The organism is Bacillus sp. SIMBA_154 (assembly GCF_046536015.1).
GTDB lineage: Bacteria > Bacillota > Bacilli > Bacillales > Bacillaceae > Bacillus > Bacillus pumilus_P.
The window spans coordinates 22,545-35,326 of record NZ_JAWJBV010000020.1 but is presented as its reverse complement, the minus strand read 5'-3'; the positions used below and the strand labels follow the sequence as shown (position 1 = coordinate 35,326).

Annotated in this window: 13 protein-coding genes and 2 tRNA genes; all 15 read right to left on the bottom strand. The window is 42.7% G+C overall.

Features of this window, described 5'->3' with window-relative positions; all coding sequences use genetic code 11:
* Positions 1-5: 5 nt before the first annotated feature.
* The 15 genes from R0K30_RS18955 to R0K30_RS18885 all read right to left on the bottom strand — a co-directional run bounded on the left by R0K30_RS18955 (position 6) and on the right by R0K30_RS18885 (position 12,770).
* Positions 6-77: transfer RNA gene (locus R0K30_RS18955), tRNA-Glu, on the bottom strand.
* 25 nt (positions 78-102) lie between these two features.
* Positions 103-176: transfer RNA gene (locus tag R0K30_RS18950), tRNA-Met, on the bottom strand.
* A 176-nt stretch (positions 177-352) separates the two neighbouring features.
* Entirely contained in the window at positions 353-748 is a 396-nt protein-coding gene (locus tag R0K30_RS18945; RefSeq protein WP_008357409.1) for a S1 domain-containing RNA-binding protein, read from the bottom strand.
* Between the two features lie 82 nt (positions 749-830).
* Positions 831-1,205, bottom strand: a complete 375-nt coding sequence (locus tag R0K30_RS18940) for an FtsB family cell division protein (RefSeq protein WP_034324461.1) — start codon at positions 1,203-1,205, stop codon at positions 831-833.
* Positions 1,206-1,223: 18 nt separating this feature from the next.
* Complete coding sequence (gene yabQ / locus R0K30_RS18935) at positions 1,224-1,862, bottom strand: spore cortex biosynthesis protein YabQ (protein ID WP_099728320.1); 639 nt, start codon at positions 1,860-1,862, stop codon at positions 1,224-1,226.
* Complete coding sequence (yabP, locus tag R0K30_RS18930) at positions 1,859-2,167, bottom strand: sporulation protein YabP (RefSeq protein WP_034665732.1); 309 nt, start codon at positions 2,165-2,167, stop codon at positions 1,859-1,861. Before yabP ends, yabQ begins: the two co-directional genes overlap by 4 nt.
* Before the next feature lie 75 nt (positions 2,168-2,242).
* Positions 2,243-2,503 carry an RNA-binding S4 domain-containing protein gene (locus R0K30_RS18925; protein ID WP_008341839.1) on the bottom strand — a complete coding sequence of 87 codons (261 nt, stop codon included), beginning with the start codon at positions 2,501-2,503 and terminating at the stop codon, positions 2,243-2,245.
* Positions 2,500-3,984: a bifunctional methyltransferase/pyrophosphohydrolase YabN gene (yabN, locus tag R0K30_RS18920; RefSeq protein WP_410612259.1), complete on the bottom strand. Its 1,485-nt coding sequence runs from the start codon at positions 3,982-3,984 to the stop codon at positions 2,500-2,502. Before yabN ends, R0K30_RS18925 begins: the two co-directional genes overlap by 4 nt.
* Entirely contained in the window at positions 3,974-5,578 is a 1,605-nt protein-coding gene (locus tag R0K30_RS18915; RefSeq protein WP_410612257.1) for a putative polysaccharide biosynthesis protein, read from the bottom strand. The genes yabN and R0K30_RS18915 overlap by 11 nt, the downstream gene beginning before the upstream one ends.
* Positions 5,579-5,782: 204 nt before the next feature.
* Complete coding sequence (gene spoVT, locus R0K30_RS18910; RefSeq protein ID WP_003217990.1) at positions 5,783-6,319, bottom strand: stage V sporulation protein T; 537 nt, start codon at positions 6,317-6,319, stop codon at positions 5,783-5,785.
* A 139-nt stretch (positions 6,320-6,458) separates the two neighbouring features.
* Entirely contained in the window at positions 6,459-9,992 is a 3,534-nt protein-coding gene (gene mfd, locus R0K30_RS18905) for a transcription-repair coupling factor (protein WP_099728323.1), read from the bottom strand.
* A gap of 67 nt (positions 9,993-10,059) precedes the next feature.
* Complete coding sequence (gene fin / locus R0K30_RS18900; RefSeq protein WP_003217967.1) at positions 10,060-10,290, bottom strand: anti-sigma-F factor Fin; 231 nt, start codon at positions 10,288-10,290, stop codon at positions 10,060-10,062.
* A gap of 55 nt (positions 10,291-10,345) precedes the next feature.
* Positions 10,346-10,912 (bottom strand): aminoacyl-tRNA hydrolase, encoded by a 567-nt coding sequence (pth, locus tag R0K30_RS18895; protein WP_099728324.1) that lies wholly within the window; start codon positions 10,910-10,912, stop codon positions 10,346-10,348.
* Positions 10,913-11,052: 140 nt separating this feature from the next.
* Positions 11,053-11,679 (bottom strand): 50S ribosomal protein L25/general stress protein Ctc, encoded by a 627-nt coding sequence (locus R0K30_RS18890; RefSeq protein ID WP_099728325.1) that lies wholly within the window; start codon positions 11,677-11,679, stop codon positions 11,053-11,055.
* Positions 11,680-11,816: 137 nt separating this feature from the next.
* Complete coding sequence (locus R0K30_RS18885; RefSeq protein WP_099728326.1) at positions 11,817-12,770, bottom strand: ribose-phosphate diphosphokinase; 954 nt, start codon at positions 12,768-12,770, stop codon at positions 11,817-11,819.
* Positions 12,771-12,782 lie beyond the last annotated feature (12 nt).

The following is a 12,782-nucleotide window of genomic DNA, read 5'->3' as shown; positions in this document are numbered from 1 at the left end:
AAAGATGACCCGTACGGGATTCGAACCCGTGTTACCGCCGTGAAAGGGCGGTGTCTTAACCGCTTGACCAACGGGCCTTGCTTAATGTTCTACTTAAAAGGATAGCGGCGGAGGGGATCGAACCCCCGACCTCACGGGTATGAACCGTACGCTCTAGCCAGCTGAGCTACACCGCCATAATGAAAATACGCTAAGAAGCACAAGAACTATAATACAAAGGATTCGCTTGTCCGTCAATAGAAAGTTTTAAATTAAATGACGAAATCTCAAAAAATGTCGAGTTTATAAAGAAAAAAAGCACCCGCTGAACAGCAGGTGCTTTGTTATAAAATATATAGAAAGCAGCAACAAGTTAACCTCTTCTTGCTCCGCGCCCCCCACGTTTTGATTCCGTGTTACGTTTTAAAGATGTTAAGCGGTCTTCGCTATCTTTTAAGAATTTGTTCATTTTTTGCTCAAACGATTCCTTCGGACGGAAATCATTTCTGCTCGGTCTTGATTGTTGTTGAGGACGATCTTTTGCTTTTTTAATGGACAAGCCGATTTTACCGTCTTTTTCAACGTTAATCACTTTCACTTCAACTTGTTCACCGACTTTTAAATGCTCATTAATATCTTTTACATAGTTATCGGCTACCTCACTGATATGAACGAGACCAGTTGAACCTCCTGGCAACTCCACAAAAGCTCCAAAATTTGTAATGCCCGTAACTTTCCCTTGTAACTTGCTGCCAACTTCAATCGACATAAAAAAAGTGCTCCTCCTTAGACTTATCAAAAAATCTCATTTGTTCAATTATACATAAACTGAATTTTAAGTGTCAACAAGGCTAATCGCTCTTATTGCCCACATCAAAGATTTTTTCGCCTTTTTTGGACATATAATAGTCCCGTCGTGCCAGTTCGAGTACGTATTCCTTGCTTTTGAGCTTCTTGATCTCATCAGAAATATCTTCCTGCTTTGTTTGTAATTGCTTCAATTCTTTTTCGAGCGCAACCTTTTTCTCTTCTTTTTCTTTTAATGCGGACGATTGCGACCAGAGGGCACTTGTCACCAAAACAGCAAACATGAGCGCGATCACACCAAACACGGTAAGCCTTCTAAGGAGTCCACGGCGTTTGCGTTTTAAGCGCTGAGCTTGCTGTTCCATTTGTTTTTGGTAATCATTTTGAATTTGTGCGATATTTCTTTTTCTCTTGTTCAAGAATGAAGGCCTCCTCTCTTACTTTGTCCAGAATTGTTTCCATTTCGTTTTGATGGTACGAGATAATTTCTTGGTCCCTTGTAAAATTCCTGCTCCTTTTGAGAAAAACAATCTAACGGATGTTCGCCATTTTTCGGGAATCCGATGAATAATGGTCACATTGAGTAACCAGATGAGCGGATAACAAACAATTGATAGCACCTTCCACACGAGCCGAAACGTAAAACGAACAAGACGTAAGAGCGAGTGGAATAAGAACAGTATAGCACTTATGATCAATGTGACAATCCAACGAATCGGCTGGAAGACGATCGACATGACCAGCCTTTTAAGAACTAGAACGGTCTGATAAATACACATCATGATAAACTTGAGAATGTTGATATACAGCTGCTTCATCAATGCCTGATACATCGAGAAACCTAGTGCAACGGCCAGAAAAATATAGAGCCTGAATTCCCCCTCATTTGTTAACAGCAGCACATAAAAGAATAAAAGACCTTGCACCATCCAAAAAAGAAGATCGTGTATGATCAGAAGCCATTTTGCTGTTTTCTCCCGGTTCACAAACAGCTTGTACGTATCAAGCGATGCGCCCAGCCAGATGCCCATCGCCGCCATCGAAAGCATCGTATAAAACTGGACTGTCAGCGTCATTTAAACAGCTTGCTAAAAAATCCTTTAGCTTTCTCCCCGTGCTGCTCATCTACATAGATTAAGTCAAAAACACGCCCTTTGATGGACACAACGCCTTTTTCTACGTCTAAGTTTTTCATTTGCAGATTTTCTCCGCGGATGGCCAGAATTCCCATGACCGTCTCAAGCAGAAATTCTTCATTATCAAAGCTTTCCACCTGTTTGACGCCGGTAATATCTAAATGCTTTCTGTTTCGCATTGTGACATTGTGCTCCGCTTCTGATGACAGCTTCGTGCCTTGAGGTTGATTATAATATTGATTCATTTTATACATCCCCCATATCTCATACTTGCATTGTTACTGCATTGTATGTGACAGGAGGGTCATTTAGAACAAGCCCTATTCTGCTGTTTTTTCTTCTTTTAGCACGGTATACATGCCAGCCGCTTCTTCTTTTTTCGTCGTGTCCTTTAACTCGTTGACTTGAACGGTCACAAGTTTTTGACCAAAGCGGATTTGAAGCTCGTCTCCTTCTTTTACGTCAGAGCTTGCTTTCGCCTGCGTTCCATTAATGGAAATTCTGCCTTGATCGGCTACTTCTTTTGCCAATGTTCTTCTTTTAATTAATCGAGAAACTTTTAAAAATTTATCTAGTCTCATATGTGTTCACCTCTTTCTATGCGTTTGGCATCGTTCCACAGATCGTCCATTTCCTCTAGCGTCAGATCCTCTAGTGAACGTCCCATGTCCTTTGCTTTTTGTTCGATGTGCTGAAAGCGACGCATGAATTTTGTGTTTGCGGAAGAGAGGGCCGTTTCAGGCTCCAGATGATAGAACCTGCCAATATTAACAAGAACAAACAAAAGATCCCCAAATTCATCTTTCATATGCTTGGTTGCACCTTCGCCCGTTTTCTCAGCCACTTCAACGAGGAATTCCTGCTTTTCTTCTTCGTATTTGTTCCAAATATCTTCTACTTCTGTCCAATCGAAGCCCACCTTAGCGGCTTTCTTTTGGAGCTTATATGCCTTTGTTAAAGCTGGAAGTGTCGCTGTGATGGACTGCAATATAGATGCTGGCCGCTCCGGCTTCTCCTGCTGCTTGATTTTTTCCCAGTTGGCCACCACGTCTGATGCCTCAGAGACACTCGTATCACCAAACACATGTGGATGTCGACGAATCATTTTTTCTGTAACATGCTGGATGACGTCATCGATTGAGAAATAGCCATCATCTTCACCAATTTGAGCGTGAAGTAAAACTTGCAGCAGCACATCTCCGAGCTCTTCCACCATATGATCTGGGTCGTCTTCATCTATAGCTTCAAGCAGTTCATAGCACTCTTCAATTAAGTACGGTTTGAGTGACTCATTGGTTTGTTTTTGATCCCACGGGCAGCCGCCTGGACCTCTTAACGTACGAATGATATCACGGAAAGTGTCAAATTGTTGATAGAGCAGCTTTTCATCTTGAATTGGAGGTACATAAACACTCGTTAAGTTATTTATCGACACATCTCGATCAAGTTCAAATAAAGGAACAGCTGTCATCTGTTCCTGACTGCTCCCAGCCGCGGTCACAATATAGACTTCATAGTCGTCAGGCAGCTTCTCCATCAGCGTAAGCTTCACATTCGAAGCTGTCATCTGATCATACACCTGACAAATCAAAACATGCTGGGTTAATTTCAAATCATCCGCTCTCATATCCCCTGCATCAACGAATTGCAGCCCTTCAATCGGGTCAATCTGCAAGGAATTAAAGGTCGCATCAAGAAAGCTTTGTCCACCAGCAACGTACACCTCAATCCCGCGCTCTTTCTGCTGGGCGACAAGCAGCTGCACGGTCTTTTCTGCTACAAATGGATGTCCTGGCACTGCATACACAATATTTTTCTCTGCAGCCTCTGCGAATAGAATTTCTGTAATTTCCTGATACACCGAATCAAACTGATCGTGCTTTTCATAAATCTCATCAAAAAAGGTCAGAGACGGGATCTCCTGCATCAATTCTACGGTAAGCGGATGATCCTGCGTTCTCATAAATACTTCTGTCGCCTGCTTCAGTTGCTTATATACACCGAGCGTCAGCTGATCCATGTCGCCTGCCCCAAGACCGACGACTGTAATCTTACCTGTCATTTCTATTCCCTCTCATCTGTTTAAAATATAAAATCTTTTCTCCTAATGGAATGAGTCTCCATTCCTCGTCCGTAAATACTTCTAGCTTAAGAATACTATATAAAAAGACGAAACCACCAATAAAAACTGACGTCAGGCTCTCTAAAACGGAAAACGGGCGTTTTTCAAAGGGAATGACCCAAGAAAACAAAGCCTGATACCCTATTAAGACGATGGCCATGAGAGCCGCTGATAAAAGAATTTTTACTGGGAAAAGCTCTCTCATTGAAATCCATCCTTTACGCTTTAAGTAAACCGCATTGAGCACGGCTGCGGCGAGAAAACCAGATACGGTTGACCATGCGGCACCGTGGATGCCAAATAACGGCACAAGCGCAAGCGTCAGCACCCATTTCACGAGCACACTGAGGATCACCACAATAGCCGGATACACGGGATGCCCAAGCCCTTGAAGTAAAGCGGTTTGCGTAATGGCAATCGACGTAAATGCGATCGATATACAGAATATTTGCAGCGCATCTGTGCCTAGGTCATTACGAAAAAGCATTGTATTCACTGACGATAGAATACAAATCAGCCCGACCGCTGAACCAATCCCTAGCACAGACGTTGTCTTAAACGATGTACGGACTTTTTGCCGAATCGCTTCGTGATGCCCTTTCCTCATGGCTGACGATAAAAATGGAACAAGAGAGGTTCCGATACTAATCGCAAACACCGTCCCTAGCTGCAAGAAAGGCTGCCCTCGGTCATACACGCCTTTTGCCGCCTTTGCTGCCGCTTCACTCAAGCCCTCGCTGCGAAGCAAAGCATACAGGTGAAAGGCATCAATCATTTGCATCCATAAAATAAGCAACCCGCTTACACAAATCGTCAATGTATACAGGACTAAACTCTTCAAAACATCTTTTTTCCGCAGAGTCGCCTGGTGTAACGCACTGCTTAATGGCGACTGTCTCCGATAGGTCAGCCAAAGAAAAAGAAGCAGGATGAGTGAGGCCGCACTTCCCGCTATAGAGGAGAACACTGCACCCGCTCCTGTTTCATAAAGCGAATAGCCGTGCCTCACGAAATAAAAGGATAAAACAAGCAGGACGCCTACCCTGACGAGCTGCTCAACCAACTGAGAAATAGCGGTTGGGAGCATCATGCCGTCACTCTGAAAAACACCCCTCAGCATAACGGTGAGCGGCAGAAATAGAAAAACAAATGCACTCATCTGGATGAGCAAGATTAAATGGCTGTCCGCCATGAGGTTCGCTATCCTGCCTGCTCCTATGTATAGACAAAGAAATAAGACCAAGCTCAGTAAAGTGATATACATCAACGATACCCTTGTAATGATTCGTCGATTCTCTTCCCCATGCTCACTCAGGAGCTTGGACACCATGACAGGAAACCCTGTTGTTCCAAGCATGATGGCAATGCCCAGAAAAGGATAAACCTGCTGATAAATATAAAAACCTGTGTCTCCTACGATGTTTTGAAAAGGGACACGATAAACGGCACTTAGTACCTTTGATAGCAAGCCTGCGATGGTCAAAATCACCGCACCTTGGAAAAGCCAATGCGGCTGATTCACAGCATTTTTCATGGATGACTCCTTTATGTTCAATCAAAAAATAGATCTACATTTAAACGCACTCATTATATCATACGTTACTGAAACACCGTTTCTTTCTAAGGAGTAGACGACACATTACCCGTTTTGTTTCATTCCATATAAAAAACGCCGATAAAATCAAATGATTTCATCGGCATTCTTTCGTTTGATCAAAATGATATAGAATTATTAGACCTAATGTTCCATTTGACGGGCTAAGAAGCCAGCTGCCGTTTCTGCCGCTTTATGCTCCACTTCTCCCATTGAACGCTCTTTAGAAAATAAGACCACGGCGCCAATTGGGTCTCCGTTTGCAACAATAGGTGCAATGGTATAAGCAGATACGTCATCATCAATACCATCGACTAGTTGGATTTCTTTCTTGCTTTCTTCTAACACAGAATTACGCTGATCCATTGTTCGTTCAAGTAAATCACTGATGGATTTGTTTAAATACTCTTTTTTCGAACTGCCGGATACAGCAATATACGTATCACGATCACAGATCAGGATGGAATGACCCAAACTATCGAATAATGCATCAGCATATTCCTTCGCAAAGTCTCCTAGCTCACTAATCGGTGAATACTTCTTCAAAATCACTTCTCCATCGCGGTCGACAAAAATCTCAAGCGGATCTCCTTCCCGGATACGCAATGTTCTGCGAATCTCCTTCGGAATAACCACTCTACCTAAATCATCGATACGGCGTACAATTCCAGTTGCTTTCATTCACTGCTGCCTCTCTTTCGTTTGATGATGTATTGGGTGAATGGAACAAAAGCGTCCACTTTATGCAACATTCACCACTTGACCCTGAGTTTAGTATCCGTCACATCAAACGTAATATACACGAGAGACAAACAAAATTTTATGAAGATGGAATGGTTTCTTTTTTCACACTTTGAAGGCCTCTAAGCATGCTAAGAACGATCTCAAGCCATTCCCCGGTCTTCTTCCCTTTCGTCTGGACAGAAATAATCAGCTTGCTGCCTTCCATTCCTAAGCCAATGTCACGTCCATATTTACTGCCAAGCTCAAATAATTTTTGACCGTCGATTTCACTGCTTTCTTTCTCATCTAGGGTGAGTCTGACAATGCCTTTCTCCATCTTGATCAGCTCGACACGTTCCTGCACAGCGTACACCTTCATCGTCGCAATCGTGAACAAATCAGCCACTTCTTGCGGATATTCACCGAATCGGTCAATCATTTCATCCTGAAGCTCTTTTCGCTCTTCAATCGATCCAATGGCTCTAAACTGTTTATACATCTCGATCTTTTGCTTGCCATCAGAAATATATGTGTCAGGGATGTAGGCATCAATTTGCAGATCGATTTCCGGCTCAAATTTTTCTTGAGCTGTCGTGTCGCCTCTTCTTTCTTCAATCGCTTCTTTCAGCATTTGAGAATACAGATCGAATCCAACAGAATCAATGAATCCATGCTGCTGTGCACCAAGTAAATTCCCTGCTCCTCGAATCGTTAAATCACGCATCGCAATTTTAAAACCTGATCCGAGCTCTGTGAATTCTTTAATGGCCTGAAGTCTTTTCTCCGCTACTTCAGAAAGAACTTTGTCTTTTCGATAAGTGAAATAAGCATAAGCAACTCGATTCGAGCGGCCGACTCGTCCTCTTAACTGGTACAGCTGAGAAAGCCCCATTTTATCAGCATCGTGTACAATGAGCGTGTTCACATTTGGAATGTCGACGCCCGTTTCAATAATGGTTGTACTGACCAATACATCTGATTCGCCTTCAAGAAAATTGATCATGACCGATTCAAGCTCGTTCTCACTCATTTTCCCATGCGCATAGCTGACTTTCGCGTCTGGGACAAGCATCGAGATTTCATCTGCTTTCCGTTCAATATCCTCAACACGGTTGTAAAGGAAGTACACTTGGCCGCCTCGAGCTAGTTCTCGCTCGATCGCTTCTCTGACTAAAGCACCATTGTACTCTACAACATAGGTTTGAACAGGGAAACGGTTTTCAGGCGGTGTTTCAATAACGGATAAGTCTCGTACACCAAGCATCGACATATGAAGCGTTCGTGGGATTGGCGTTGCCGTTAATGTCAGTACATCGATATTGGCTTTCATCTGCTTTATTTTCTCTTTATGCGTGACGCCAAAACGCTGTTCCTCGTCAATGATCAACAGTCCTAAATCCTTGTAGACAATGTCTTTTGAAAGAAGTCGGTGTGTCCCGATGACCATATCAATGGTTCCGTTCTTCAGCCCTTTTAACGTTTCTGTTGTTTCTTTCCGCGTACGGAAACGGCTAAGCTGAGCGATTTTGATAGGGTAGTCCTGGAATCGGTCCATAATCGTGTCAAAATGCTGCTGTGCTAAGATCGTTGTCGGTACAAGCAGTGCAACCTGCTTCCCGTCAGCAATAGCTTTAAAGGCCGCACGAATGGCCACCTCTGTTTTTCCATATCCCACATCTCCACAAAGCAGGCGATCCATCGGACGTTCTCGCTCCATGTCTTGTTTGATTTCGTGAATAGAACGAATTTGGTCGTCTGTTTCCTGGTAAGGGAACGCAGATTCAAACTGGCTCTGCATCTCATGATCAGGCGAGAAGGCATACCCTTTGCTTGCCTCACGTTCTGCATACAGCTTAATGAGATCATCTGCAATATCCTGAACAGAAGATTCTACTTTTTTCTTCACGCGTTTCCAGTCACTGCCGCCTAGTTTGTACAGCTTTGGTTCTTTTCCTTCTGATCCTACGTATTTCTGCACCTGATCAATTTGTTCAACCGGTACATAAAGCTTGTCGCTTCCTTGATAATGAATATTTAAATAATCTTTATGAATGCCGCCGATCTCAAGCGTTTCGATTCCTAAATACTTACCGATCCCGTGGTTAATGTGCACCACATAGTCGCCGACTTGAAGCTCTGAATAGCTCTTAATTCGCTCAGCGTTGGTCAGCTTTTGCTTACGCGCCTGCTTCTTCACACGTTTCTTGAAGAGCTCACCTTCTGTGATCACTGCAATTTTTGATAATGGCAGTTCAAAGCCTGTTTGCAGCTCACCTTGTAAAATGTACACTTGCCCGCTTACAAGCTCAGCGTCCGGTTTAGCGAGAGCAGCTTCAATGTCATAATCATGTAAGACAGACGACAGCTTCTCTGTTCGCTCTTCATCCGCACCTAAAAAGACAACCGTGTAATGTTGTTTTTTGTAGCGTTCAATTTCACTCGCAAGTACATTCATCTGCCCATGGAAATTCTGCATTTGCTTACTAGATACATTGACGATATTTTGCGGATTTGTCTGCTGGACATGTCTCAAGAACAAGGAATAGTACAGAATGGATCTCGATTGCTGATTGATTAGCTCTTGGAATGGGAAGGAAAGAGATAAATCATGAAGAATATTGCCTTCTTCAAGCAGACTAATCGTCCAATCAGCTTCTTCCTTTTCAAGCTGCTCTTCCATCTCCTGAATTCTGCTAATTTCATCTAGAATGATAATCGTATCCTGCGATGTGTAATCTAGCAAACTAGCAGGCTTTTCATAGAAATAGGACAGGTACTTCGTCATTTCCTGTGTGACGATGCCTTCTAGCAGCTTCTCTCGATCAGCAGAAATATTCTGATGCAGCAGCTCTTTTTGTTGATCAGAGTTGAATTTCTTTAAGCTCTTCGCAAGTCCTTGGTCAAGCTGTTCTATCGCTCTCACTCGTTCAGAACCTCTCACAATCAGCTCTATTGCCGGGCCAATCTTGATCTCTTGAAGCGTTTCTAGTGAACGCTGAGTATCAGAATGGAAGGTCCGAATTGAGTCAACTTCTGTATCAAACAATTCAATACGAATAGGATGATCTTCCGTTAACGCATAAATGTCGATGATCCCTCCGCGCACACTAAAATCTCCGGGCGCAGCAACCATAGACGTCCGGTCATAACCGATTTGCACGAGTTGTTTTGAAAACGCCTCCAAATCAATTTCTTCACCGAGCTTTAAATGGATCTGACTCTCCTTCCAGAGCTCGACTGGCGGAAGCATTCTGCGCACCGCAGCTGCCGGGGTTACGATAATGGGGTTTTCTCCATTAGCAAGTCGATTCAGGACATCTAGACGCTGTGCTCTAAGCTCAGGGCTGGCAACTGCGATCTCTGATGCAATGAGTTCATTTACAGGATAAAGAAGGACCGAGCGATCCGAGATCACACTTGCTAGATCATCTGTTACCTTCTGCGCTTGATACAAATTGTGGGTCACAATAAACATCGGCCGCTTTAGCTCGTCTGATATGGCGGCTGTAAATAAAGATCTGACGGAGCCTGATAGTCCGGCGAGCAGCTGTTCTTTTAACCCTTCTTTTAGTCCATTAAAAATGGACTGAAAATCATCACTTTGTTTGATAAATGATTGTATGTTTTTCATTTGGCTCCTCCTCCCTGCTTGTTTAAAACAGAAAAACGCTTTGGTCTAGTACCTACACCAAAGCTTTTTATTGAATAAAAGTATGATACTGATGGTAATCAGGATTTCTTTCGAGCGCCTCTTGGCAATCCTCACAAATGGTTTGTACATGTAAATCACCATTTTCCCTATAAGAAATCATATCGTTTCTTTCCTCATTTGTTAAGTGATGAAATCCAAGTGCTTCACTTTGAACAGCGGATTCATCTAGACTGCCAACCTTTACACCACAGTGCCGGCAGTAATAATGCAAAGCCATATGTGATCCTCCCATGCTGAGATTTTATGATCAGTATGTGCTTTGCTTATCATTCTTATACCTTCTTGTTGAAATCATTCATCACTTCTAAAAATGGCTTTGTTAAAGCCGCCTCACAAGCTTCAACAGACGCTTGAATGGCTGATGCGATGTCAGGCTGTTCCTCTTCTGAGAAGCGTCCTAGTACGTAATCAACGACCTTCATGCCATTTTGCGGGCGGCCAATACCGATGCGGAATCGGTCAAACTCAGGTGAGCCTAAATGCTGAATCAACGACTTAATCCCATTATGCCCTCCTGCACTTCCCTTTGTACGCAAACGAATCCGCCCAGTTGGTAAATCAAGATCGTCATAGATGACTTTTAAATGTTCAAGGGGAATATCATAGTAATCCAAAAGTGGACGCACGCATTCTCCTGATAAGTTCATATATGTAAGAGGCTTCACAAGTAGAACCTTTTGCCCTGAAACAAACCCTGTTCCAAATTGTCCATGGAATTTTGATTGATTTAATGGGATGTCCCATTTTTTTGATAATTCATCTATTGTCATAAACCCGACATTATGTCTTGTTGTTTCGTATTCTCTTCCTGGATTACCCAATCCAACGAATGCAATCATGAGACCAATAACCTCCTTTATCACAATGCACACGCCTAAAAAATGAGCCAATATGATTGCCTCATGTAAAAACGTATGAATTCTTTTCATTCTAGCACAAAAGACGCAACCGCGGGAGGGTTACGTCTCTAAATGACCAGTTATTCTCCATTGTTATCCTTTTCTTTAATAGCCTCAGGTTCTTGTGTTTCCTCTTCGCTATCTGGCTCAGGAACCTCGGATTGCTGAGGCGGTAGAATGGATGCAACGACTTCTTCTGGATCGTTATTTATTTGATAGGTTGACTGAACAGGCAGATCACCCACTGTTAGTACATCATTTACATCTAAGTTTGTAATATCAGCTTCAATATGTTGCGGGATATCCTTCGGTTTTGCTGTAACGGATAATTCAAATAGTGGCTGCTGAAGTACACCGCCATCTTTTACCCCTTTAGACTCACCAATCAGCTGTACAGGTACATCTGCATCAATTTCTCGCTGTAAGTCGACCACTTGGAAATCAGCGTGAACAAGCTCGTTTTTCAGCGGATCTGTTTGTAATTCTGTGACCATCACAGATTTTGTATCGCCGCCCACATCTAATGTGATGATTGTATTCTTCCCTTCATCACGTAAGGTCTTTAATAAATCGATGCTGTCTAATGAAACAGCCAGGTTGTCTGTGTTTTTTCCGTATATGACACCAGGAACGTGTCCTGAATGACGGATTTTTTGCAGTGTGGAACGTTTGAAATCAGTTCTTTTATTTGCTTTTAAAGTTGCCATATTCAGCACCATCCTATTTCTTTTTTGTCACTACTTTCATAAATACCCATAACTGAATCATTTTAAACATGTTTGGCTGTCAATTATGACAGCAAAAAGACCCTAAGCTGATACCTAGGGCCTTTTTGATAAGAGAATTAGCTAAAAAGGTAGCTCACAGATTCTTCTTCATGCACACGGATGATGGCTTCTGCAAGCAAAGGCCCAACTGAAAGTGGAATGATTTTTTCTACTTTCTTGTCATCTGTTAAGTGAATACTGTTGGTTACAACCAATTCTTTAATTTTAGAGTTTGTGATGCGTTCTACTGCTGGCCCAGACAATACTGGGTGAGTACAGCAAGCATACACTTCAGTCGCTCCATTTTCGACAAGCGCATTTGCTGCCAGTGTAATGGTACCAGCTGTATCAATGATATCATCAATCAGAATCGCCGTTTTACCTTCAATGTTACCGATGATGTTCATCACTTCAGCAACGTTTGGCTTCGGACGACGTTTGTCGATAATTGCGATTGGCGCTTTTAAGCGGTCTGCCATTTTGCGCGCACGTGTCACACCACCGTGGTCAGGAGACACAACGACAATATCATTCAAGTTTTTCTGTTCGAAATAGTTTGTTAAGATTGGCACAGCCATTAAGTTATCGATTGGAATATCAAAGAAACCTTGGATTTGCGGCGCATGTAGATCTAGTGCGATAACACGTGTAGCACCAGCTGTTTCAAGTAAGTTGGCAAAAAGCTTCGCAGTGATTGGCTCACGAGGTTTTGCCTTACGATCTTGACGTGCATATCCGTAATAAGGGATCACAATGTTGACAGTTTTCGCAGAAGCACGTTTTAATGCATCAACCATAATGAGAAGTTCCATAATGTGCTCATTAACTGGCGCACTTGTTGATTGAATGACATAACAATCACAGCCGCGAATACTTTCTTCAATATTGATTTGGACTTCACCGTCACTAAAACGTTTAACAGAGCTCTTTCCTACATCAACTCCGATACGATCGGCAATTTCTTTAGCAAGTTCAGGGTTTGAATTCAAAGAGAATATCTTCAAATTCGCATCAGCATAACGATTAGACATGGTAAACCTCCG

Coding starts and splice junctions, on each gene's coding strand:
- R0K30_RS18945 (WP_008357409.1), bottom strand. CDS start 748: ATGTCGATTGAAGTTGGCAGCAAGTTACAAGGGAAAGTTACGGGCATT.
- yabQ (WP_099728320.1), bottom strand. CDS start 1,862: ATGACGCTGACAGTCCAGTTTTATACGATGCTTTCGATGGCGGCGATG.
- yabP (WP_034665732.1), bottom strand. CDS start 2,167: ATGAATCAATATTATAATCAACCTCAAGGCACGAAGCTGTCATCAGAA.
- R0K30_RS18925 (WP_008341839.1), bottom strand. CDS start 2,503: ATGAGACTAGATAAATTTTTAAAAGTTTCTCGATTAATTAAAAGAAGA.
- yabN (WP_410612259.1), bottom strand. CDS start 3,984: ATGACAGGTAAGATTACAGTCGTCGGTCTTGGGGCAGGCGACATGGAT.
- R0K30_RS18915 (WP_410612257.1), bottom strand. CDS start 5,578: ATGAAAAATGCTGTGAATCAGCCGCATTGGCTTTTCCAAGGTGCGGTG.
- spoVT (WP_003217990.1), bottom strand. CDS start 6,319: ATGAAAGCAACTGGAATTGTACGCCGTATCGATGATTTAGGTAGAGTG.
- mfd (WP_099728323.1), bottom strand. CDS start 9,992: ATGAAAAACATACAATCATTTATCAAACAAAGTGATGATTTTCAGTCC.
- fin (WP_003217967.1), bottom strand. CDS start 10,290: ATGGCTTTGCATTATTACTGCCGGCACTGTGGTGTAAAGGTTGGCAGT.
- pth (WP_099728324.1), bottom strand. CDS start 10,912: ATGATTGCATTCGTTGGATTGGGTAATCCAGGAAGAGAATACGAAACA.
- R0K30_RS18890 (WP_099728325.1), bottom strand. CDS start 11,679: ATGGCAACTTTAAAAGCAAATAAAAGAACTGATTTCAAACGTTCCACA.
- R0K30_RS18885 (WP_099728326.1), bottom strand. CDS start 12,770: ATGTCTAATCGTTATGCTGATGCGAATTTGAAGATATTCTCTTTGAAT.